The sequence below is a fragment of the Burkholderiales bacterium genome (assembly GCA_035560005.1).
In the GTDB taxonomy this organism is placed as follows: Bacteria; Pseudomonadota; Gammaproteobacteria; order Burkholderiales; family Eutrophovitaceae; genus DASRFY01.
Genome location: DATMAN010000086.1, coordinates 25,117 through 47,610 on the forward strand (window position 1 = coordinate 25,117; position 22,494 = coordinate 47,610).

Consider the following 22,494-nt stretch of genomic DNA (forward strand, 5'->3'; position numbering starts at 1 on the left):
CAGTCTGCGTGATCGCCAAAAAGGCACGATCTCTCGAGCTTTACGGCCTGGATCGATTGTTGAGCGGCAATGAAGCGGGAAGCGTGGACAAGACAGACGAGAGCAAGGAAGGCGGCCGACCGGCGCGCACATCGGAAACGCGTTCCGTCCCGCGTGCGTGGCCGCGATCACCCGTGAGCGACGAATCGTACATGCGCCAAGCTCTGGATCTGGCGCGCGAGGCAGAGCGGGTCGGCGAAGTCCCGGTCGGCGCGCTGGTCGTACTGGACGGGCAGGTCGTTGGGCATGCCTGCAATGCGCCCATCAGTCTGAGCGATCCGACCGCGCACGCCGAGATCCGGGCATTGCGCTTGGCCGCGCAGCGCGTCGGGAACTATCGCCTTTCCGGGGCCACCCTGTATGTCACGCTGGAACCTTGCGCGATGTGTGCCGGGGCCATCATGCACGCCCGGCTTGCGAGGGTCGTGTTCGGCGCGCCCGACCCGAAGACCGGTGCCTGCGGCAGCGTGATCGACCTGTTCGCCCAGCCGCAACTGAACCACCATACCGCGGTCGAACAGGGCGTTCTGGCCGAGGAGTGCGGCGCCGTGCTGCGCAACTTCTTCCAGTCCAGACGGCGGCAGTGAAATCGATCCGAATCGACGTTTCGAGCCAGGTTCTGGAACTGCTGGACGAAGAGGGAGATCCGCTGCGACGCTACCTGGTGTCGACTTCCAGGAATGGCGTCGGAGAGCGCAGAGGGAGCTATTGCACGCCGCGCGGCCGGCACGTGATCCGCGCCAAGATCGGTGCCGGCCTGCCCGAGAACACGGTCTTCGTCAAGCGCAGGCCCACGGGAGAAATCTATACGCCGGCGCTGGCCCTGCGCCATCCGGGGCGCGACTGGATCCTGACCCGGATCCTCTGGCTGTCGGGCTGCGAGCCTGGATTCAACCGACTGGGCGACGTCGATACCATGCGCCGCTACATTTACATCCATGGCAGTCCGGACAGCGCGGAGATGGGCCAGCCGGGCTCAATCGGGTGCGTACGCATGCGCAACCGGGATATCGTCGAGCTGTTCGATCTGGTGGACGTTGGTACCCCGGTCGAGATCCTGGCACCCGGGTGACCAAGGAGAAAGGCATCCAACAAGAGCGGAAGAGGAAAACAATCGAATGAGGCTCAAGGGAAACGTTTCGATCATCACCGGCTCGGCGCGCGGCATCGGGCGCGCCACGGCACTGAAGTTCGCGAAGGAGGGCGCGCGGGTCGTAGTCTGCGACCTAGACAAAAGCGCAGTGGACGCCGTTGTCGACGAGATCCGCTCGGAGACGGGTGAGGCGATCGGATTCGCGGTGGACGTCACCGATCGCCCGGCGATCGAGCGCATGGTGCGCAACGTGGTGGAGAAGTACGGTCGTGTCGACACGCTGGTCAACAATGCCGGCATCGTGGAGGACGCCCAGTTCAAGAACATGAGCGCGGCGCAGTTCGACCGCGTGGTCGATATCAATCTCAAGGGCACGTTCAACTGCGCCAAGGCAGTCGTCGAGGTCATGCTCGAGCAGCGCTCCGGCGTGATCCTAAACGCCTCTTCCATCGTGGGGCTGTACGGGAACTTCGGCCAGAGCAATTATGCCGCCAGCAAGTTCGGCGTCATCGGTCTGGTCAAGACTTGGGCGCGCGAGCTGGGCCGTAAGGGCATCCGAGCCAATGCTGTCTGTCCCGGCTTCGTCGAAACCAGCATCCTGAAGTCCATTCCGGACAAGGTTCTCAAGGCTCTCATCGAGCGCGTGCCACTCGGCCGGCTGGCGCGTCCTGAAGAGATCGCCAATACCTACGCGTTCCTGGCTTCGGACGAAGCGAGCTACATCAATGGCGCGATCATCGAAGTCAGCGGCGGCGCCACCCTCTGAGCAGGTCAGAGTGGCAGACGTCTCGGTACGGCACGCGCACTGGGAACACGACCGCGACAGGCTGTGCCGCATCCGGGAGGCGGTTTTTGTCGTGGAGCAGAAGGTACCCCGCGCGCTCGAATGGGACGGGCTCGACGCCCAGTGCGAACACGTTCTGGCGGAAATAGACGGTGAGGCGGTGGGCACCGGCCGGCTGCTGCCCGACGGTCACATCGGCCGGATCGCGGTGCTCGCTGCTTGGCGCGGCCGAGGCATCGGGAGTGCCTTACTGCGCGAGCTGACGGCGATTGCGGTTCGACGAGGCTTGGAGCGCGTGGTGCTTCATGCGCAGACGCACGCGCGTCATTTCTATGAGCAACACGGCTTTCGTGCGGAGGGCGAGGAATTCAGCGAAGCGGGGATCCCGCACGTGCGGATGGCGAAGCCTCTGCGATAGGTGGAACGGGCTCGAACCGGCGGCGGCCAAACTCGGCAGCGCCGGGACCGAAGCTACGCTCCTCGAAACGGATACCGCCATCGGCGCGGATCAGCACCACCGTCGAGGCGCGCGTGCCGTAGCCGTCGGCGACGATGAAGCTGGCCGAAAGGGTTCGCTCCCAAGCCAGATCCACGCCGGTGCAAGGCAGCTCCACATCGGCGGCCTGGCGCCGGTCGGAAAGCAAATCAAACAGAGCAGCCACCAAGGCGTCTTCCTCCAATTCCAGCAGTGCGCTCATGCGCACGCGTCCCTTGCGCACCTTTGGCCAATCGGAGTCCAGAAGGTGGTTGCTCAAGCCATGCACCCCGGGGGCAACCGCCTGCCACGACGGCGGCCGATTGCTCACGCAGCAGACACCTGTCCCATCGCCCAGCAACAGGCTGAAACCGGCGTAGCGCCAGAGCTGTGCTTCCAGCCTCGTCGCGTAGGAGCGCGCATCGACCGCAGCCGTGAGGTAGTCCGCGGCCAGCAACCCCCGTGAGCGCTGCCCTGGATCGGGCCGCACGCCTTCCCGGTAATTAGTGATCGCAGCCCAGCGGCCGTCCAGCGTCACCCCGAGCCAGGTTCCGCCTTTGCTGAGATCGCGTCCACCCAGAACAGAAGGTGCGTCTTTCCAGAAGCTCGCGACGGCGGTCGGACGGTCCAGGAACTCGTCGCGATTGGCGGCGAGAACCAGCCGGTACCTCGGATGGGCACGATGGGCAAAGAGGATCAGACACATGCCTGGGGCTCACGGGGAGCGCCGCAGGGTTGCATGTCACGCGACGCGATCATGTAGGGGTAGCGGCCGCCTGGTCGCTGACACGAACGGCGGTGCCATCCGGCAGGCGAAGTTCTGCACTGGCGACGGCGTGGCCTCGCACCACCGCCAGCATCTCCCAGCCGCCCTCTGGCGAGGGTGCGGCGTTGACCACCGTGCCAGCAGCTTCGCTTGTTCCGGGAGGGTAGAGCCGCTGGCCCGCCTTGGCCGGCCCGCCGGCGCTGGCGTGGATCAATTGGCGCTTCAGCTCGCCTAGGTAGTGCGTCCGCGCCACGATCTCCTGGCCTGGGTAGCATCCCTTCTCGAAACTGACCCCCCCCTGCCGGTCCAGGCCCAGCATCTGGGGCAGAAACATTTCCCGCGTTTCGGGGAGCACGGTAGCCATGCCCGCCCGGATCTGGCACCAGTCCCAAGCTGCAGCCCCCGCCGGTCTCGCCTGCCCCGCCAACGCCGTCCAGAGGCTCTCCAGTGCCTCCGGGGCACCCAGGATGAGGCAGGCCTGCCCGGGAAGGCCCAGGGCGGTCGCACGTCCGCCGTATGCGACTTCCCAGGCTCGCGGCGGGGTTATCGCAAGGGCTTTCGCGACCGCAGTGGGTGATTGGGGGCCGCACATGCCGACCAGCCGGAACCGATCCGACGCATCCTCCAGAACGACTTTGGAACGCAGGACGTACCTTTGCAGCCGGGCGACCACCGCAGCCGCCAGAACGCGGGGCAGTACCAGGTGATAGCGCAAATCCTGCAGGACGACGAAGAAGGTGGCCAGCAGCCGGCCCTGTGGCGTGCAATAGCCCGACGGCTGGGCTTGGGAGGCCGATAGCCGGCGCAAGTCGCTGGTCAGCTGGCTCTGCAGGAACGCGCCCGCGTCCGGTCCGGATACAGAGATCACTCCCCATTGCGGCAGCGCCACCAGTGCCGCACCGTCCCGGGCGGCTGCCAGTTCAACGGCACGGTCCCCAAAATCCCGGACCTCGCTGCCGTCGAGGACGCCGCCGTGTGTCGCTATGAAGTCGAACCAGTTAATCTGTGCGCTCCTTGGCTCCGCGGCCGTCCCTAATGTCAATAAATGGCGGTCTATATGTGCAGCTCAAGCCCTCGCGCCAGCTTGTGGTGCTGCTGTCGCTCGCGCACGTACTGGCCGGCTTGGCAGCGGGCACGCTCCCACTCGCACCGGGGGTTGGGCTGCTGCTGATCGGGCTGATCGCCGGGAGCCTAATCCATGCCCTGCGGCTGCATGCGCTACGCTCGGCTGCGCGAGCCTGTGTTGCCCTGCGCGTGCCAGCGGACGCCGCTGCCGCGGAGCTCACGTTGCGCTCTGGGGCAATCGTGCGCGGACGCATCCTGGGCGACAGTGTGGTCAGCCCGCTCCTCACTGTGGTGAACATCCGGCGCGAGGACACCGCCCGCCGCGTAAGCCTAGTGCTTCTGCCCGACGGCGCGCCGTCCGACGCGTTACGCGCTTTGAGGGTATGGCTGCGCTTCAAGGTCGACTGCGACTGAGGGCGAGAGCACGGTGTCGCGCGCCTGCGGGAGCTGAAACGGGTAGTCGCGACTGAAATGCAGGCCGCGGCTTTCCTTGCGACGCATCGCGCTCCTGACGATGAGATCGGCGGTGAGCACCAGATTGCGCAACTCGAGCAGGTCTGCGGAGACCCGGAAGTTGGAGTAGTACTCATGAATTTCCTCCGCCAGCATGCGGATGCGGTGCATGGCGCGTTCCAGCCGTTTGTTGGTTCGCACGATACCCACGTAGTCCCACATGAAGCGGCGCAGCTCGTCCCAGTTGTGAGAGATGACGATCTCCTCGTCGGCATCGGCGACACGGCTCTCATCCCATTGCGGTAACGCCACCGGCGCTGGCGGGCTCTGCTCTAGGATATGCCTGGCTGCGGCGCGCCCGAATACCAAGCATTCAAGCAACGAGTTGCTGGCGAGTCGGTTGGCGCCGTGCAACCCGGTGTGCGCCGTTTCCCCCACTGCATACAGACCCGGCACATCCGTGCAGCCGAAAAGGTCGGTCTGGACGCCGCCGCAGGTGTAGTGCGCCGCGGGTACCACGGGAATGGGCTGGCGCGCCATGTCGATGCCCAGCTCCAGGCAACGCGCATAGATGGTCGGAAAATGCTCCCGGAGGAAGGACTCGGGCTTGTGCGTGATATCCAGAAAGACACAGTCCAGACCGCGCTTCTTCATCTCGAAGTCGATGGCCCGTGCCACGATATCGCGCGGCGCGAGCTCTGCGCGCTCGTCGTGGTCCGGCATGAAGCGTGTGCCGTCCGGTAGCCGCAAGATCCCGCCTTCGCCGCGCACCGCTTCGCTGATCAGGAACGACTTGGCATGAGGGTGATAGAGGCAGGTGGGATGAAACTGTATGAACTCCATGTTGGTCACCCTGCAGCCCGCGCGCCAGCCCATGGCGATGCCGTCGCCGGTGGCGGTATCGGGGTTGGTCGTATACAGATAGACTTTGCCGGCGCCACCCGTGGCCAGCACAACGTGCGCGGCATCGATGGTGACCACCTTGCCGGCCACGCGGTCCAGTGCGTACAGGCCGTAACAGCGCCGGTCGCTGCGGCCCAGTTTGACTCCGGTGATCAGATCGATCGCCAGGTGGCCTTCGAGAACGGCGATGTTGGGATGCGCCTTGACCCTGGCTTCCAGGGTGGTCTGCACTGCATGACCGGTGGCGTCCGCGGCGTGGATCACCCGCCGGTGACTGTGTCCACCCTCCCGGGTGAGGTGGTAGCCGAAATCGAAGGAAGCATCGCGGGTAAAGGGAACGCCCTGGCCAATCAGCCATTCGATCGCTTCGCGGCCGTGCTCCACGACGTGACGAACCACTTCGTGCTGGCAAAGCCCCGCGCCCGCGATCTCCGTGTCCCGGATATGCGCGTCCGGGGAATCGTCCTTGGCCAGTACTGCTGCGATGCCGCCCTGAGCCCAGTTGCTGGCTCCGTCGAGCAGCCGCAGCTTGGTGACGACGGCGATCCGGCAGCGCTCGGCCAGGTTGAGGGCCACGGTGAGGCCGGCCAAGCCACTGCCTACAATGGCCACATCGAAGCGCGTCATGACTCTGTTTCCGCGAGATTGACCGCGGATTGTACCCGGCACCTGCGTGCGGGCGCTGCCTTCGCCTTCGTCAGGTACCCGAGGGAATGAACTTATCGCTCCGGCCGGCGGTCTGTGCAGTGTCGAATCACGGTGCATTTCCTGGAGCGGGGACGGCGGGTATACTGACGCGCCCTTTGGAACGGCGCCGGAAGGCATCCAGGGGCAATCCAGGAAATGTGGCTAGATGGGCGACCGTGAAGTTGACCAGCAGCTCGTCGAGCGCGCGCAGCGAGGCGATAAGCAGGCATTCGAGTTGCTGGTCGCGAAATACCAGCGAAAGCTGGCACGCCTTCTTTCGAGGTTCATTCGTGATCCGGCGGAAGTCGAAGATGTGGCGCAGGAGGCGTTCATCAAGGCCTACCGAGCATTGCCCTCGTTCCGGGGCGATAGCGCCTTTTACACCTGGCTGTACCGGATCGGCATCAACACCGCAAAGAACTACCTGGTGGCGATGGGTAGAAGGGCTCCAACCACCACGGAGTTCGAGGCCGAAGAGGCCGAGAACTTCGAGGATGGCGAGCAGCTCCGGGATCTGAACACCCCGGAAGCGGAGTTGATGAGCAAGCAGATCGCCGCGACCGTGAACCAGTCGATGGAAGAACTGCCTGAGGAATTGAGAACCGCGATTACGCTGCGCGAGATCGAGGGAATGAGTTACGAGGACATCGCATCCGTCATGAACTGCCCGATCGGGACGGTGCGCTCGCGGATTTTCCGCGCCCGGGAGACGATCGCGGCGAGGCTGCGTCCCCTGCTCGGGACGGCAAAGGATAAGAGGTGGTGAGCATGGAGCGCGTTTCGGCGTTGATGGACGGCGAATTGGAGGCAACCGAGGCAAACGATCAGCTCGAGCGTATGAAGGAAGACCCGGAGCTTCGCTCGGCTTGGGACACGTACCACGTGATCGGCGACGTGCTGAGGGGCCATGGGGTGGTCTCCCGGGGTTTCGTCCAGCGAGTGGCGGCCCGCATCGAACGGGAACCGCCGGTTCTCGCCGCCAGACGCTTCGACAGGCGGTTCGCCCTCCACATAGCGCTGCCGCTGGCGGCTTCGGTCTGCGCGGTGGCGGTGGTGGGTTGGCTTGCCCTCTATGATCCGTCTCAGGGCCCGCGCGCGCCCCTCGCCCAAAACCAGCAAGCCCCCGCGACGGTCCAGTCCATGCCGGACCCGGCCGCGCGCATGGTACCGGCGGCGGTCGCAGTCAACGAATATCTGCTGGCCCATCAGCAATTCTCGCCGCGAACCGCTCTCCAGGGCGTAGCGTCCTACATGCTCACCGTCTCGGCGCAGGGCGTGGAGAACGAGTGAGCGCTGGTATGCGCTTGCCGCTGTATACCGCCGTCGTTTGTCTCGGACTCGCGGCTGCAGCCGGGGCCGCCGATACGCTGGAGCAGGACGAAGCGCTCGCGATTCTGCAACGCATCGCCGACGCTGCGCGCAAGCTGGACTACGTCGGCACGTTCGTCTATCAGCACAGCGACCGTTTCGAGACCTCGCGCATCGTTCACTACGTGGACACGACAGGGGAGTACGAGAAGCTGGAGACCCTGGACGGCCCGCGCCGCGAAGTCATTCGCAACAACGATGAGGTTCTGTGCTATTACCCTGACGCCAAGATCGTACGAAGCGAAAAACGGGTCGCGCGCAGGACGTTCCCCGCGCTGCTGCCGGATCAGCTCAGTTTGCTGACCGAGTTCTACCGGATCAAGAAGGGCGTTCCCGAGCGCATCGCCGGACACGATTCTCAAGCCCTCGTGCTGGAGCCCAAGGATGGATTGCGCTATGGCCACAAGCTGTGGGCCGATGCCCATACCGGGCTGCTGCTCAAGGCGCGCATGATCGACGAGCGCAACCGGGTGGTCGAGCAGTTCAGCTTCACCCAGGTCGAGATCGGCTCGGGCGTCACCAGGGAGATGGTGGCGCCTTCCTTCAACGTCCGGCTGCCCGAATGGCGGTTCGACCGTTTCGCCCACAACATGGTGTCTGGTGCCGAATCCGGCTGGACGGTGAAACAGTATCCGGCCGGCTTCCGTAAGATCATGGAACTGCGGCGCAGCAAGCAGGGCAGCACCGTGCCCATCACGCACCTGGTGTACTCGGACGGCCTGGCCGCAGTATCGGTGTTCATCGAACCGCTCGCCACGCGCAGCAAGGTCCACGAAGGGCTTTCGCGGCAGGGGGCGATCAACATCTACACGCGGACGATCGACGATCAGGTGGTCACGGTGCTGGGCGAGGCGCCGGCATCGACCGTCATGCTGATCGCCAACTCGGTGTCTTTCCAAGGCAGATGAGAGCGCCACACGCCCTGCAGCTGTTTCTCGCGGTTCTCTGGAAATTCCGACAATGCTGAAGAGAATCCTCAACGTCATCCTGCTGGTCCTTCCGGTTGCCGCGGCGGCGCAACTGCCGGACTTCACCGAACTGGTCGAAAAGCACGGCGCGGCGGTGGTCAACGTCAGCACTTCCCAGACGGTGCGCAACCAAGGGCAGTTCCCGGTACCTGAGGACGATCCGTTCTTCGATTTCTTCCGCAGGTTCGGTCCCCAGCCGCGTGAATACGAGTCGCGCTCGCTCGGCTCGGGGTTCATCATCACGCCGGACGGCTACATCCTGACCAACGCTCACGTCGTGCACGCGGCCGAGGACATCACCGTCAAGCTCAACGACAAACGCGAGTTCAAGGCCAAGGTGATCGGTTCGGACCGGCGTACCGATGTGGCCGTCATCAAGATAGACGCGAGCGGACTGCCGGCGGTAAAGATCGGCGATCCGAACCAGCTCAAGGTCGGCGAATGGGTCCTGGCCATCGGTTCGCCTTTCGGTTTCGAAAATACCGTCACGGCGGGTATCGTCAGCGCGAAGGGGCGCTCGCTGCCTCAGGAGAACTACGTTCCCTTCCTCCAGACCGACGTGGCGATCAATCCCGGCAACTCGGGCGGACCATTGTTCAATCTGAAGGGAGAGGTCGTCGGCATCAATTCGCAGATCTACAGCCGCACCGGCGGTTTCATGGGGCTCTCCTTTGCCATTCCGATCGACGTCGCGATGGACATCGCCGACCAGTTGCGCGCCACGGGGCGTGTCACGCGAGGGCGTATCGGTGTGGTCATTCAAGAGGTCACGCGGGAACTGGCCGAATCCTTCGGCTTGCCCAAAGCGCAGGGAGCGCTGGTCAACTCGGTGGAAAAGGGCGGCCCGGCGGAAAAGGCCGGCATCGAGCCCTCGGACGTGATCCTCAAGTTTGCCGGCAAGCCGGTCGCCAGTTCCGCCGATCTGCCGCGCATCGTAGCTCAGACCAAGCCGGGAACTAAAGTCACGGCGCAGATCTGGCGCAAGGGCTCCACGCGCGACGTGACGATCACGGTCGGCGAACTCACCGAGGAGCGCAGTGCGGCGCGTCCACCACGTCAGGGAAGCGAAGGCAAGTCCGGCAACACCGTGGCCAGGCTCGGGCTAACGCTGTCAGAACTGGGCAGCGAGCAACGCAAGGAGCTTGGCGTAGCGGGTGGCCTGCTGGTCGAAGACGCGCAAGGCCCGGCGGCGCGGGCGGGCATCCGGCGCGGGGATGTCATCCTGGCGCTGAACAACCACGACGTGAAGAGCGTCGAACAGTTGACCCAGCTCCTGGCTCAGTACGAGCGGGCACGCAGCGTCGCCGTGCTCGTGCGGCGCGGGGAGGGGGCCATCTACGTGCCGATACGGCTCGACGCGAACTGACTGGGGCGCAAAAGCCCCCTCGGGGGGCGACATTCCGATACAATGCGCGCCTTTGATCAAGGCTTGAAAGGGCACTTCGGTGCCCTTTTTTCTGATGCAGCGTATCCGCAACTTCTCGATCATCGCCCACATCGACCACGGCAAGTCCACGCTTGCAGATCGCTTTATCCAGCTCTGCGGCGGTCTGTCGGACCGGGAAATGGAAGAACAGGTGCTCGATTCGATGGACCTCGAGCGCGAACGCGGCATCACCATCAAGGCCCAGACGGCCGCGCTGCGCTACCGGGCGCGCGACGGACTGCAATACCTCCTGAACCTGATCGACACGCCGGGTCATGTCGATTTTTCCTACGAAGTGTCGCGCTCGCTGGCGGCGTGCGAAGGGGCGTTGCTAGTGGTGGACGCCTCGCAGGGGGTAGAAGCCCAGACAGTCGCCAATTGCTACACCGCGATCGAGCAGGGCGTGGAAGTCGTTCCGGTGCTCAACAAGATCGACCTGGCTTCGGCCGATCCCGAGCGAGTAATCTCCGAGATCGAGGACATCATCGGCATTCCGGCAAAGGACGCGCTGCGCGCCAGTGCCAAGACCGGGGAAGGCGTACAGGACCTTCTCGAGGCGGTCATCGCGCGCATTCCGCCCCCGCGGGGCAATCCCGAGGCGCCGCTGAAGGCGCTCATCATCGACTCCTGGTTCGACAACTATGTGGGCGTGGTGATGCTGGTCCGGGTCTTTGACGGCATGCTGAGCACCGGAGACCGGATTCTGCTGATGTCAACGCGCGCCGCCTACTCTTGCGAGCAGACCGGCGTGTTCACGCCCAAGGCCCAGACCTGCGACAGCCTGTGCGCCGGGGAAGTGGGATTCGTGATCGCCGGCATCAAGGAACTCAAGGCCGCCCGCGTCGGCGACACCATCACCCGCGCCGATCGTCCCGCGACCGAACCGCTGCCGGGATTCAAGGAAATCAAGCCCCAGGTTTTCGCCGGCCTCTACCCCGTGGAGTCCAGCGACTACGAAGCGCTGCGCGATGCGCTGGAGAAACTACATCTGAACGACGCGTCGCTGCGCTTCGAGCCAGAAACTTCGCAGGCGCTGGGCTTCGGGTTCCGCTGCGGCTTTCTCGGCCTCCTGCACATGGACATCGTGCAGGAGCGCCTGGAGCGCGAGTACGGAATGAACCTGATCACGACCGCGCCTACCGTGGTCTATCAGGTGGTGTTGCGCGATGGCACCCTCATCGAGGTGGAAAACCCCTCTAAGTTGCCCGAGGCAGCCAAGATCGAGGAGATCCGCGAGCCGATCATCAGCGCGACCATTCTGGTTCCCCAGGACTATGTCGGTCCGGTCATGACCCTGTGCAATAGCAAGCGCGGAGTCCAGCGCAACATGCAGTACATGGGGCGCCAGGTGATGCTGACCTACGAGCTGCCGCTCAACGAAGTAGTCCTCGACTTCTTCGACAAGCTGAAGTCGGTGTCCCGTGGATACGCTTCGCTCGATTACGATTTCAATGAGTTTCGCGCCGGCGACTTGGTCAGGCTCGACATCCTGATCAACGGCGAGCGGGTCGACGCGCTGTCTCTGATCGTGCATCGGTCAAATGCGCAGAGCCGAGGCAGAGAACTCGCGACCCGGATGCGCGAGCTGATTCCAAGGCAGATGTTTGACGTCGCGGTCCAGGCCGCCATCGGTTCCCAGATCATCGCCCGCGAGAACGTCAAGGCCCTGCGCAAGAACGTCCTGGCCAAGTGTTACGGTGGAGACGTCACCCGCAAGAAGAAGCTGCTCGAAAAGCAGAAGGCGGGAAAGAAACGCATGAAGCAGGTCGGCACGGTAGAGATCCCGCAGGAAGCTTTTCTCGCCATCCTGCAAGTCGAAAGCAAGTGAGAAATAAGAAATGAACTTCGCGCTGCTCATGCTGGTGCTGCTGGTGGTCACCGGCGCCATCTGGGTCACCGACCGCCTGTGGCTTGCCCATAGGCGGGGCGCCGAGCAGAAGGAACCGTGGTGGATCGAGTATCCGAAAAGCTTTTTCCCGGTGATCCTGATCGTCTTCCTGCTGCGCTCCTTTCTGGTCGAGCCGTTCAAGATTCCGTCCGGTTCGATGATCCCGACCCTGCTGGTGGGTGACTTCATCCTGGTGAACAAGTTCACCTACGGAATCCGTCTTCCGGTCGTCAACACCAAGATCATCGAAGTCAACCGGCCGCAGCGCGGCGAGGTCATGGTGTTTCGCTACCCGGAGAACTCCTCGCTCGACTACATCAAGCGCGTGATCGGCCTGCCAGGCGACCGGGTGGAATACCGCAACAAGCGCCTGACGATCAACGGAGAGCTGTTGCCTGTGGAGATGGGCGAGGACTTCCAGTACATGGAGTCGGGGCTGTCGTATGTCCGCGCTATGAAGTTCTGGGAAACGCTCGACGGGCGCCGCCATGCGATCGTCATCAACCCGGACGCACCTCCGATACAACTGGCGAGCGTCAGGCAATTCCCCCTGCGAGATCACTGCGAGTACAATGATTCTGGTTTTGTCTGCACGGTACCGCCCGACCACTACTTCATGATGGGGGACAACCGCGACTCCAGCTCCGACAGCCGCTACTGGGGGTTCGTCCCGGAGCGCAACATCGTGGGGAAGGCCTTCCTCATTTGGTGGAACTTCGGCGAACTGGGCCGCATCGGTTCTCGCATTCATTGAGAGGGAGCGCAAATGAAGCGTCAGCGGGGAATAACCTTCGTCGGGATGATCTTCGTCGGAGCGCTGATCGTGCTGGTCGCGATTGTCGGCATACGGCTGGTGCCGGCCTACATCGAATACGCGACCATCCTCAACCACGTGCGGGAGCTGGCACGCTCTCCCGATGCCAAAGCCGCCTCCATAGCTGAAATCCAGCAGCTTTTCAATCGCCGCGCGCAGATCGACGACATCCGTTCGGTCAGCGGGGCGGATCTGGAAATCACCAAGGACGGCGAACAGGTTAGCATCGTCGCCGTGTACTCCAGGAAAGTGAAGTTGCTGGGCAACGTCAGCGCCTGCATCGACTTTACCGCGGCGAGCGAGTAACCCCTCCCGGGCATGCGTTCGGATGCGCTGGCGGAAAAGCTTGGTCATCAGTTTCGTGATCCGCGCCTGCTCAGGCAGGCGCTGACTCACAGGTCATACGGAGTGCCTCACAACGAGCGCCTGGAATTTCTGGGCGATTCGGTGCTCAACTGCGTCATTGCCCGCCTGCTCTACGACCGCTTCACCGGACTCGCGGAAGGAGAGCTGTCGCGGGTGCGCGCAAACCTGGTGAATCAGAACTCGCTGTTCGAAATCGCCAGCCGCCTGGGCATCGGCGAGCAAATCCTGCTCGGCGAAGGCGAGCTGAAGAGCGGCGGTTTTCGCCGGCCTTCGATTCTGGCCGATGCGCTGGAGGCGCTGTTTGGTGCCGTGTTCATCGACGCCGGTTTCGACTCAGCGGAAGCCGTAATCCGGAGATTGTTCGAGCCCATCGTGGCCGCCACGGATCCGTCGGCTATCATCAAGGATCCGAAGACCCGCTTGCAGGAGCTGCTGCAGGGGCGCCGCATGGGGCTGCCGCAGTATTCGGTTGTGCAGATCAGCGGCGAAGCCCACGAGCAGCTTTTCCGGGTGGAGTGCGTCATTCCCGAGCTGGACATTCGTTGCTTTGGCGAAGGATCCAGCCGTCGCGCGGCAGAGCAGGCCGCGGCGAAGGCGGCCTACGACTTGGCTGCCGCACGCTGATCGGACGGCATGACTTTCAGGGCAGGATACGTCACCATCGTCGGGAGGCCCAACGTGGGCAAATCGACGCTGCTCAACCGGCTGGTTGGAGCGAAAATAAGCATCGTGTCGCGCCGCCCGCAGACCACACGCCACCGGGTGCGGGGGATCGTGACCGAGCCCGACGCACAGCTGGTTTTCGTGGATACGCCCGGCTTTCAGACGGCGCACTCCTCCGCGCTCAACCGGCTGATGAATCGCGCCGTGCTGCGCAGTCTCGAGGACGTGGACGCCGTGCTCGCCGTCGTCGAGGCGGCGGGCATCCGCAACGAGGATCGGGCGATCCTGCAACTGATCCCCGGGAACTTGCCGGTGGTGCTGGCCATCAACAAGATCGATTTGCTCAAGGACCGCAGAACACTGTTGCCGATGATTGCGCAGGCGGCGCGGTTGCAGGATTTCGCCGCCATCGTGCCCATCTGCGCGCGCCAGGGCAGCCAGCTCCACGAACTTGTGGACGCGCTCAAGCCGCATCTGCCGCCGGGCGAAATGCTGTTCGACCCCGAGATGGTGACCGATCGCAACGAGCGCTTTCTTGCCTCCGAGCTGGTGCGTGAGCAATTGTTCCATGCGTTGGGCGCGGAGCTGCCCTACCGAACGACCGTTGTTGTGGAGGCGTTCGCCGAGGAGGCGCATCTGCGGCGCATTCACGCATCGATCATAGTCGACAAGAAAAACCAGAAGGCGATCGTGATCGGCGCCAAGGGCGAGAGACTCAAGGCGATCGGCACCCGCGCACGCAGGCAAATGGAACGGATATTTCAAGGCAAGGTACATCTCGAGCTGTGGGTACGGGTCAAGCAAGGCTGGGCCGATGACCCGCGACTGCTCAAGAGCCTGGGATACGAGTGAGCAAGGCGGGCAACCAGGCAAGCCGGCAGGAGCTCGGTTTCGTACTGCACGCTTACCCGTTCCGCGAGACCAGCCTGGTGGTCGAGATCTTCACACGCGGCAGCGGGCGCCTGGCCATGGTGGCGCGTGGAGCACGGCGCGCAAGCTCGATCCTGCGGGGCCATCTCATGGCGTTCCAGCCGTTGCTGCTCTCCTGGGGCGGCAAGAGCGAACTGCGCACGCTGTACAGATCCGAATGGCAGGGCGGAATGGCCCAGCTCCGGGGGCTGGGCCTGATCTGCGGCTTCTATCTGAACGAGCTGCTGCTGCGCTTCCTGCTGCGGGAGGATCCCCATGAAACGCTGTTCGACACCTACCGGGAATCGATCGCCGCGCTGGCCGGCAGCGGAGATTACGCGGCCACCCTGCGGCGCTTCGAGAAGAATCTGCTGCGCGAAATGGGTTACGCGCTCGCCCTTGAACGGGAGGCCGACACCGATGTTCCGATCGATCCGGCGCGACTATACGCCTATGTCATCGAACGCGGGCCGGTTCCAATGGAGAAGGCACGCGACCCAGCGATCGAGGTTCGCGGCAAGACGCTGCTCGACCTCGCGTGCGACAATTACTCCGATCCCGTGACGTTGCAACAGGGCAAGATCCTGATGCGCCAGCTTGTCGCGCACTATCTCGGCAGCCGCACCTTGCATACCCGGCAGCTCCTCCTGGATCTGCAGCAGCTCTGATTGCCGGGCTCGAGCCATGACCAAGCTCAGCGTCAACGTCAACAAAATTGCGTTGTTGCGAAACTCACGCGCCGTCGGCATTCCCAACTTGGTGCGCCTAGCGCGCATCGCGCTCGAAGCCGGCGCGCACGGCATTACCGTTCACCCCCGGCCCGACCGCCGTCATATCCTGCCAGAAGACGTGATGGAGCTGAACGCACTGATCGCCGCGCACCCTGGCGTGGAGTACAACATCGAGGGCAATCCCTTCTACCAGGTCATGGAGCTGGTAGCCTCGGTACTGCCCGATCAGTGCACCCTCGTGCCGGACGAACCAAAGGCCTTCACCTCCGATCATGGGTGGGATCTGCGGCAGGATGGGGAGCGTCTGCGACCGATCGTCGCCCAGTTGAAACGGCTCGGTGTGAGAGTCAGCCTCTTCATGGACCCGATCCCAGAGAACATGATTCGAGCAAAAGAGGTCGGCGCCGACCGCGTGGAACTATATACCGAACCATATGCGAGAGCCTTCTCCACCTCGGACGAAGCCGCTGCGCTCGAGCGCTACGCCGCGGCGGCCCGCGCGGCGCGCGAAGCCGGGCTCGGTATCAACGCCGGACACGACTTGAACCGCGAAAACCTGACCGCCTTCCTGCGAGCCGTACCCGATGTCTTGGAAGTCTCCATCGGTCACGCGCTGGTCTCCGATGCCCTGGAGTTCGGCATGGCGAAGAGCGTAAGCTTGTATCTGGACGCGATCGCGCGAGGCAGCGCGCAATGATCGCCGGAATCGGGATCGATCTGGTGGAGATAAGCCGCGTGGAGCGGATGCTCGCTGCCTACGGCGACCGATTCGTCGAACGGGTACTCACGCCCGTCGAGCGCGACGACTACCGTGGGAGCACCAAGCAGGCGTGGTTTCTGGGCGGCCGCTTCGCCGCCAAGGAGGCGCTTTCCAAGGCGCTCGGCACCGGTTTGCGCTTCCCGGTGACACTGCAGGCGATCAGCGTAATCAGGGACGATCGCGGACGTCCCGGTCTGCGGTTCGGAGAAACGCTGGCGGGACATCTGCAGCACAACCGGATCGCTAGGGTGCATCTGTCGATCACGCATGAGAAGGACTTGGCCTGCGCGATCGTCGTGCTGGAGTCGCAATCATGAAGGAACTGCCGCTGGGTCCGGTGATGGTGGATGTGCGTGGGACGCGCCTGGAACGCGACGACATCGCTCGCCTGCTGCATCCCCTGACCGGAGCAGTCATTCTGTTTGCGCGCAACTACGAGGATACGCGACAGATCTCGGAGCTATGCCGGAAGATTCGCGCGCTGCGGGACCCTTCCTTGCTGATCGCGGTGGATCACGAAGGTGGTCGCGTCCAGCGCTTCCGCGAGGGTTTCACGCCGGTTCCACCGATGCGCGCGTTCGGCCGGCTGTGGGATTGCGACCCGCTCCGTGCACGCGCTGCCGCACGCGAGGCCGGAGTACTCATCGCGCTGGAGCTAGGCGCCTGCGGCGTGGATTTCAGCTTCACCCCAGTGCTCGACCTCGACTACGGAACAAGCACGGTCATCGGAGATCGCGCGTTTCATCGCAACGCCGAAGCGGTCACGCAGCTGGCCGGCGCGCTGATCGAGGGTCTGCGGGAAGCAGGCATGGCGAGTGTCGGAAAGCATTTTCCCGGTCACGGATTCGTTGCAGCCGATTCGCACATCGCATTGCCGGTGGACGAGCGTCCGATGGAGCAGATCGAACGCGAAGATCTGCTTCCTTTCGCGCGCCTTGCGTCCCGGCTGGCGGGCGTAATGCCGGCCCACGTGGCCTATCCGAGGGTCGATTCGGTACCAGCGGGGTTTTCGGCGATCTGGCTGCGGCAGATTCTGCGTGAGCGATTGGGGTTCCGCGGAGTGGTTTTCAGCGACGATCTGACGATGGAAGGCGCTTCGGTCGCCGGCACCATCGAGCGTCGGGCCCGCAGCGCTTTTGAGGCCGGCTGCGACATGGTGCTCGTCTGCAACCGGCCTGCCGAGGCGGAAGCCTTGCTGAGCGCGCTTGAGCGCGAGCCGCCCGTGTCCGACTGGCAGCGCCTGCTCGCGCTGCGCTCGCAGCCGCGCGTGCGGTCGGTCGCGGCGCTGCCGGCCTCGCGAGAAAGGCGGCGTGCGCTGCAAGCGCTGGCGGCGCTTGAGGGCAGCCACTCCGCATGAATCCGCGTGGTCATTCCAATCATGCTCACCCGGGCGGGGGGCTTCCAGGGCTGTACGTGGCCTTGGGGGCTACCGCTGGCTTCGCCTCAGTCGAGTTGCTTGCCGGATGGTGGTTCAATTCGCTGGCGCTGTTGAGCGATGCCGGCCACATGTTCTCCGATGCCGCCGCGCTCGCCCTCGCAGTGCTGGCCGCGCTCATCGCCCGGCGACCAGCCGGGGCGCGCCACTCCTACGGTCTTGCGCGTGCAGAGGTCATCGCCGGATTCGTGAACGGTCTGTTGCTGCTCGCGGTGGTCGTGATGATTTTCGTGGAAGCGGTGGCGCGCCTGCTCGAACCCGAAGCGGTTCAGGGCATGGGTGTAGCGGTGGTCGCCGCGCTCGGCCTGACCGTGAATCTCGCGGTGATCTACGTTCTGGGCCGCGGCGGACAGGACTTGAACACCCGGGCGGCCACGCTGCATGTGTTCGGGGACCTCGTCGGCTCGGTCGCCGCGCTCACCTCGGGAGCGGTGATCCACTTCACCGGCTGGCAACCGATCGACCCGCTCTTGTCGATCGTCATTGCACTGCTCATCCTCGCGTCGACGCTGAGGCTGGTGCGCGAAGCACTGCACGTGCTGATGGAAGGCGTGCCAGCCGGGATCCAGTTGCGTGAGGTGGGGATGGCGCTGGCCCAAGTCCAGGGGGTGCGCTCCGTGCACGACCTGCACATCTGGACCATTTCCAGCGGGCAGGTGGCGTTGTCGGCCCATCTGGACGTCGACGACCTCGCGCGATGGCCCCAACTGCTAGAGGAGGCGAGGCGCGCGCTGCAGCGCCGCTTCGGCATCGAGCATGTCACGCTGCAGCCTGAACAGCTGGGGGGCGTGAACCCAGGACATCAGGCCCGGGTGAGGATCCTGCCGCGGCCAAAGCGCGATGACGCGGACCGCCAATAACGCGGCTCAGGCGCGCTCGACGTACTCTCCGGTGTCGGTGTTGACCTTGATCCTGGCGCCTTCCTCGATGAACTGCGGAACCAACACGCTGATGCCGGTCTCGAGCCTGGCCGGTTTGAAGGACCCGGTGACGGTGGCGTTCTTGACGGCAGGTTCGGTCTGCACAACGGTCAGTACGACAGTGGAGGGAAGCTGTATGCCGATTGGACGTTCGTTGTGGAAGTTCACCTGCACGTCGGTGTTGGGCAGCAGATAGCCGGCCTGGCCTTCGAGGAACTCGGCCGGAAGCGTCAGCTGTTCGTAGGTTTCCTTGTCCATGAATACGTAGCTGTCGCCATCCTTATAAAGGAACTGCATTTCGCGCGGCTCAACATAAGCGCGCTCGACCTTGTCCTCGGTGCGGATGCGCTCGTTGCGCTTGGTGCCGCTTTCCAAGTCCTTCATTTCCACTTGCATGAACGCGCCGCCACGGCCCCCGACGTGCACGTGATAGCTCTTCAGGACGCGCCAGACCCGCTTGTCCATTTCGATGAGGTTGCCGGCGCGGATTTCGGTAGCCAGGACTTTCGGCATCGGATCGATTGCTTACTTGCAAAAGGAGGCGCATTGTACACTGGGAAATTGCGGCCAAGTCCGGAACGAACAGGCCACCGGCTTCGGGCCGTGACAAGCGGATAACAGGCCGTGCCGCGAGCCGTACAGTCATTTTCTGCCGAGTGCCAGTGCTGCCACCGGCTGGCCATGTTCCTAAGAGAAATTCGCCGGCAATATCCCACCTACTACGCCAGGCCGGTACCTTCTTTCGGCGTCTCGTGGCCCCGGTTGCTGATCGTCGGGCTCGCCCCGGGATTGCACGGCGCCAATCGCACTGGACGGCCCTTCACGGGCGACTCTGCGGGACAGTTGCTTTACCGGACGCTATATCGGTTCGGGCTTGCTTCGCGCCCGTATTCGCTGGCCGCCGATGACGAACTGCGGTTGATCGGCTGTCGCATCACCAATGCCGTGCGTTGCGTGCCACCGCAGAACAAACCCACAGCGGGCGAACTCGTTCAGTGCAACGGGTATCTGAAAGCCGAGCTCGAGACATTGCAACCCCGGCCGGCCATTCTGGCCTTGGGCAAGGTTGCGCACACTGCCGTATTGGCTGCCTGCGGCGTGCAGCAGGCCGAGTATCGCTTCGCCCACGGCGCCGAGCATGCGTTACCTGGCGGCGCGCATCTGTTCGATAGCTATCATTGCTCCCGTTACAATACCCACACCGGCCGCTTGACCGAAGGCATGTTCGCAGCGGTGCTTGCGCGAATCGCAGAGTATTTCCGCGCACCGTGCAAACAGCCCCGGAACTGCTGACTTCTCCCATGCCTTCCAGCTTCAACAGCACCGGGCTGATCGGCGCGCTGCCGCACCTTCCCGGAATCTATCGCATGTTGAATGCAGCCGGCGAGGTGCTCTACGTAGGCAAGGCACGCGACCTCAAGAGGCGCGTCGCATCGTACTTTCAGAAAGCCGGCTCCCAGACGCCGCGAATTCAACTGATGCTCAGCCAGGTTGCAGCCATCGAAACGACGGTGACGCGCTCCGAGTCCGAGGCACTGCTGCTCGAAAATAACTTAATAAAGACTTTAAGACCACGATATAACATACTGTATAGAGACGACAAATCTTATCCCTATGTCGTGCTCACCGGACATCCCTTTCCCCGGCTCGGCTTTTATCGGGGCGGCCTGGATAGAAGCAACCGGTACTTTGGGCCATTCTCCAGCGCGAGCGGTGTGCGCGAGAGCATTCAGCTTATGCAGAAGGTCTTCGGGCTCAGAACCTGCGCAGACACGGTGTTCGCCAACCGCTCCAGGCCCTGCTTGCTATACCAGATCAAACGCTGCAGCGGTCCTTGCGTGGGCCTGATCAGCCACGCCGACTATGCCGAGAACGTCCACGGCGCTGCCCTGTTTCTCGAGGGGCAGGAGGACGAAGCCCTGAAACGCCTTGAGGCGAGGATGCTGGCCGCGTCCGAACGGCAGGATTATGAGCAGGCTGCGGTGCTGCGTGACCAGATACGGGCGCTTTCCAAGGTGCGCGAGACGCAGTTCGTCTCCTCCGGGAAGAGCAGGATCGATGCCGATGTCGTGGCTCTGGCTTCCGCACAAGGACTTCTGTGCGTGAATCTGGTGATGATTCGCGGAGGAACGCATCGCGGGGACAAGAGCTATTTTCCGCAGAATGCCCGCGAACAGGACGAAGAAGAAGCCCTCGAAGCCTTTCTGGCGCAGCACTACCTCAATCGCGAGGTGCCCGCGCTGATCGTGGTCAATCGGCCGATCGATACCCGGGGATTGCAGGCACTGCTCTCGCAGCAAGCTCACAAGAAGGTCCAGATTTCGACTCGCCCCACAGGTGATCGCAGAGTTTGGGCACGGATGGCGGAAAAGAACGCGCAACTGGCCATCGCCCAGAGACTCGGTAGCCAGGCAACTCAGGAGGCACGGCTCTTCGCCTTGCACGAAGCACTGGGGTTGCACGAGCCAGTGCAACGCATCGAGTGCTTCGACATCAGCCACACGATGGGAGAGGCCACGGTGGCGTCCTGCGTGGTCTACGACCGCGCCGCCATGCAGCCTGGCGAATACCGGCGCTTTAACGTTTCCGGAATCGAGCCCGGTGACGACTACGCCGCCATGCGGCAGGTGCTGGAGCGGCGCTACCGCCGCGTCTTGGAAAGCGAAGGCAAGCTCCCAGACTTGATCCTGATCGACGGAGGCAAGGGTCAGGTGTCCAGCGCCCATCAGGTTCTTGCCGAACTGGGCATCGGCGATGTCGCTTTGCTCGGGGTCGCCAAGGGCGAAAGCCGCAAGTCCGGCCTCGAGCAACTGGTGTTTGCCGACGAACGGCCGGCCCTGCGATTGCCATCCGATCACCCGGGGCTGCACTTGCTGCAGCAGATCCGCGACGAAGCGCATCGGTTCGCGATCCAGGGGCACCGTCGTCGACGCGCCAAGACTCGCACCCGTTCGGTGTTGGAAGAGATCGAAGGCATCGGCGCCAAACGCCGGCAGAAGCTGCTGTCGCGCTTCGGGGGCATCCGCGGAGTGGTCGCCGCGAGCGTGGAAGAGCTTCAACAGGTCGACGGCATCAGCCGTGCGCTGGCCGAGCGCATTTACCAGCAGCTGCACTGACCTTCGGGAGACTGGATGCCGTTCAACGTACCCAATCTGCTCACCTGGCTGCGGATTTTCCTGATTCCGCTGCTGGTGCTGGTCTATTACCTCCCGCATGACTGGATGCCCACCCACAATCGCAACATCTTGGCCACGGCGATCTTCGTCCTCGCGGCAGCGACCGACTGGCTGGACGGCTGGCTCGCGCGCACCCTGAAGCAGACTTCACTGTTCGGCGCCTTTCTCGATCCGGTCGCGGACAAGCTCATGGTATCCACGGCGCTCGTCATGCTGGTGTGGCTAGCGCGCTGCGAAGCCTTCATCGCAGCGATCATCATCGGCCGCGAGATTGCGATCTCGGCACTGCGCGAATGGATGGCGAAAGTAGGGCAGAGCCGCAGCGTCGCGGTGTCGATGGTGGGCAAACTCAAGACCCTGTCGCAGATGATCGCGATCGCGCTGCTGCTCTACCACGATCCGCTGCTTGGGCTCAGCGCCCACCGGATAGGCACCTGGCTGATCTACCTCGCGGCGCTGCTCACATTGTGGTCGATGATCTATTACCTGCGCAGGGCGATTCCCGAGTTGCTGAGGCAGTGAGCTTTCTTGACAAGCAGGACTCCCCCCCTATAATTCCGCATTCCTCAAGCGGGAATAGCTCAGTTGGTAGAGCGCAACCTTGCCAAGGTTGAGGTCGCGAGTTCGAGACTCGTTTCCCGCTCCAGATCCCTCAGGGAAAACGGCGGAAGTCGTTTCGGTTGCAGCACCGCTCTGAGTGTCGCTGAAACGGCTCCGAAACCAGCCGTTTTCCCTTTTTAGTTTCAGTGGCGGGGTGGCAGAGTGGTTATGCAGCGGCCTGCAAAGCCGTGGACGCCGGTTCGAT

25 protein-coding genes, 1 tRNA gene and 1 pseudogene are annotated in these 22,494 nt (G+C 63.6%); 23 read left to right on the plus strand and 4 right to left on the minus strand.

Features of this window, described 5'->3' with window-relative positions; genetic code table 11:
• The first annotated feature begins 191 nt into the window (after positions 1-191).
• From tadA to VNM24_12580, 4 genes are read left to right on the plus strand one after another with little or no spacing between them, the layout of a single operon-like run.
• Positions 192-626, plus strand: a complete 435-nt coding sequence (gene tadA / locus VNM24_12565) for a tRNA adenosine(34) deaminase TadA (GenBank protein HWQ39415.1) — start codon at positions 192-194, stop codon at positions 624-626.
• On the plus strand, positions 623-1,111 hold the full coding sequence (locus VNM24_12570) for a L,D-transpeptidase (protein HWQ39416.1): 489 nt from the start codon (positions 623-625) through the stop codon (positions 1,109-1,111). Before tadA ends, VNM24_12570 begins: the two co-directional genes overlap by 4 nt.
• Before the next feature lie 46 nt (positions 1,112-1,157).
• On the plus strand, positions 1,158-1,898 hold the full coding sequence (fabG, locus tag VNM24_12575; GenBank protein ID HWQ39417.1) for a 3-oxoacyl-ACP reductase FabG: 741 nt from the start codon (positions 1,158-1,160) through the stop codon (positions 1,896-1,898).
• 10 nt (positions 1,899-1,908) lie between these two features.
• Positions 1,909-2,334, plus strand: a complete 426-nt coding sequence (locus tag VNM24_12580) for a GNAT family N-acetyltransferase (protein HWQ39418.1) — start codon at positions 1,909-1,911, stop codon at positions 2,332-2,334.
• Here the strand turns inward: VNM24_12580 and VNM24_12585 are convergent.
• Both VNM24_12585 and VNM24_12590 read right to left on the minus strand, forming a co-directional pair.
• On the minus strand, positions 2,285-3,097 hold the full coding sequence (locus tag VNM24_12585) for an NRDE family protein (protein HWQ39419.1): 813 nt from the start codon (positions 3,095-3,097) through the stop codon (positions 2,285-2,287). The two genes, VNM24_12580 and VNM24_12585, sit on opposite strands and share 50 nt — an antisense overlap.
• A gap of 49 nt (positions 3,098-3,146) precedes the next feature.
• The gene (locus tag VNM24_12590; protein HWQ39420.1) at positions 3,147-4,199 is read right to left on the minus strand and encodes a folate-binding protein; all 1,053 of its coding nucleotides are present in this window, start codon (positions 4,197-4,199) and stop codon (positions 3,147-3,149) included.
• Positions 4,200-4,216: 17 nt separating this feature from the next.
• On the opposite strand from VNM24_12590, the gene VNM24_12595 reads away from it, so the two are divergent.
• Complete coding sequence (locus tag VNM24_12595; protein HWQ39421.1) at positions 4,217-4,636, plus strand: protein YgfX; 420 nt, start codon at positions 4,217-4,219, stop codon at positions 4,634-4,636.
• Here VNM24_12595 and nadB read toward each other — a convergent pair.
• Positions 4,589-6,205, minus strand: coding sequence for an L-aspartate oxidase (nadB, locus tag VNM24_12600; GenBank protein HWQ39422.1), 1,617 nt, complete (start codon positions 6,203-6,205; stop codon positions 4,589-4,591). The two genes, VNM24_12595 and nadB, sit on opposite strands and share 48 nt — an antisense overlap.
• A gap of 226 nt (positions 6,206-6,431) precedes the next feature.
• Here nadB and rpoE point away from each other — a divergent pair, with 226 nt between their 5' ends.
• The 14 genes and pseudogenes from rpoE to VNM24_12670 all read left to right on the plus strand — a co-directional run bounded on the left by rpoE (position 6,432) and on the right by VNM24_12670 (position 18,453).
• Positions 6,432-7,031 carry an RNA polymerase sigma factor RpoE gene (gene rpoE, locus VNM24_12605; protein ID HWQ39423.1) on the plus strand — a complete coding sequence of 200 codons (600 nt, stop codon included), beginning with the start codon at positions 6,432-6,434 and terminating at the stop codon, positions 7,029-7,031.
• A gap of 2 nt (positions 7,032-7,033) precedes the next feature.
• Positions 7,034-7,555 (plus strand): sigma-E factor negative regulatory protein, encoded by a 522-nt coding sequence (locus VNM24_12610; GenBank protein ID HWQ39424.1) that lies wholly within the window; start codon positions 7,034-7,036, stop codon positions 7,553-7,555.
• A gap of 8 nt (positions 7,556-7,563) precedes the next feature.
• Positions 7,564-8,541: a MucB/RseB C-terminal domain-containing protein gene (locus tag VNM24_12615; protein ID HWQ39425.1), complete on the plus strand. Its 978-nt coding sequence runs from the start codon at positions 7,564-7,566 to the stop codon at positions 8,539-8,541.
• A gap of 52 nt (positions 8,542-8,593) precedes the next feature.
• Complete coding sequence (locus VNM24_12620) at positions 8,594-9,967, plus strand: DegQ family serine endoprotease (GenBank protein HWQ39426.1); 1,374 nt, start codon at positions 8,594-8,596, stop codon at positions 9,965-9,967.
• A 94-nt stretch (positions 9,968-10,061) separates the two neighbouring features.
• A complete protein-coding gene (gene lepA / locus VNM24_12625) occupies positions 10,062-11,855 on the plus strand; it encodes a translation elongation factor 4 (GenBank protein HWQ39427.1) in 1,794 nt (597 codons plus the stop codon).
• Positions 11,856-11,865: 10 nt separating this feature from the next.
• Positions 11,866-12,669, plus strand: a complete 804-nt coding sequence (lepB, locus tag VNM24_12630) for a signal peptidase I (GenBank protein HWQ39428.1) — start codon at positions 11,866-11,868, stop codon at positions 12,667-12,669.
• 12 nt (positions 12,670-12,681) lie between these two features.
• On the plus strand, positions 12,682-13,035 hold the full coding sequence (locus tag VNM24_12635; GenBank protein ID HWQ39429.1) for a DUF4845 domain-containing protein: 354 nt from the start codon (positions 12,682-12,684) through the stop codon (positions 13,033-13,035).
• A 12-nt stretch (positions 13,036-13,047) separates the two neighbouring features.
• Positions 13,048-13,701, plus strand: a pseudogene (rnc, locus tag VNM24_12640) (ribonuclease III).
• Positions 13,702-13,728: 27 nt separating this feature from the next.
• Positions 13,729-14,610, plus strand: coding sequence for a GTPase Era (era, locus tag VNM24_12645; GenBank protein HWQ39430.1), 882 nt, complete (start codon positions 13,729-13,731; stop codon positions 14,608-14,610).
• Positions 14,607-15,335, plus strand: a complete 729-nt coding sequence (gene recO / locus VNM24_12650; GenBank protein HWQ39431.1) for a DNA repair protein RecO — start codon at positions 14,607-14,609, stop codon at positions 15,333-15,335. The genes era and recO overlap by 4 nt, the downstream gene beginning before the upstream one ends.
• 16 nt (positions 15,336-15,351) lie before the next feature.
• The gene (locus VNM24_12655) at positions 15,352-16,095 is read left to right on the plus strand and encodes a pyridoxine 5'-phosphate synthase (protein HWQ39432.1); all 744 of its coding nucleotides are present in this window, start codon (positions 15,352-15,354) and stop codon (positions 16,093-16,095) included.
• Positions 16,092-16,475 (plus strand): holo-ACP synthase, encoded by a 384-nt coding sequence (gene acpS / locus VNM24_12660; GenBank protein ID HWQ39433.1) that lies wholly within the window; start codon positions 16,092-16,094, stop codon positions 16,473-16,475. The genes VNM24_12655 and acpS overlap by 4 nt, the downstream gene beginning before the upstream one ends.
• Complete coding sequence (gene nagZ, locus VNM24_12665) at positions 16,472-17,515, plus strand: beta-N-acetylhexosaminidase (GenBank protein ID HWQ39434.1); 1,044 nt, start codon at positions 16,472-16,474, stop codon at positions 17,513-17,515. The genes acpS and nagZ overlap by 4 nt, the downstream gene beginning before the upstream one ends.
• Entirely contained in the window at positions 17,512-18,453 is a 942-nt protein-coding gene (locus VNM24_12670; protein HWQ39435.1) for a cation diffusion facilitator family transporter, read from the plus strand. The genes nagZ and VNM24_12670 overlap by 4 nt, the downstream gene beginning before the upstream one ends.
• A 6-nt stretch (positions 18,454-18,459) precedes the next feature.
• On the opposite strand, the gene efp is transcribed toward VNM24_12670, so the two are convergent.
• The gene (efp, locus tag VNM24_12675; GenBank protein ID HWQ39436.1) at positions 18,460-19,026 is read right to left on the minus strand and encodes an elongation factor P; all 567 of its coding nucleotides are present in this window, start codon (positions 19,024-19,026) and stop codon (positions 18,460-18,462) included.
• A gap of 249 nt (positions 19,027-19,275) precedes the next feature.
• On the opposite strand from efp, the gene VNM24_12680 reads away from it, so the two are divergent.
• From VNM24_12680 to VNM24_12695, 4 genes are all read left to right on the plus strand, one after another.
• Positions 19,276-19,806: a uracil-DNA glycosylase gene (locus tag VNM24_12680; protein ID HWQ39437.1), complete on the plus strand. Its 531-nt coding sequence runs from the start codon at positions 19,276-19,278 to the stop codon at positions 19,804-19,806.
• A gap of 8 nt (positions 19,807-19,814) precedes the next feature.
• Complete coding sequence (uvrC, locus tag VNM24_12685; protein ID HWQ39438.1) at positions 19,815-21,629, plus strand: excinuclease ABC subunit UvrC; 1,815 nt, start codon at positions 19,815-19,817, stop codon at positions 21,627-21,629.
• Positions 21,630-21,644: 15 nt separating this feature from the next.
• Positions 21,645-22,211, plus strand: a complete 567-nt coding sequence (pgsA, locus tag VNM24_12690) for a CDP-diacylglycerol--glycerol-3-phosphate 3-phosphatidyltransferase (GenBank protein ID HWQ39439.1) — start codon at positions 21,645-21,647, stop codon at positions 22,209-22,211.
• Between the two features lie 48 nt (positions 22,212-22,259).
• Positions 22,260-22,335 (plus strand) — tRNA-Gly (locus VNM24_12695).
• Positions 22,336-22,494 lie beyond the last annotated feature (159 nt).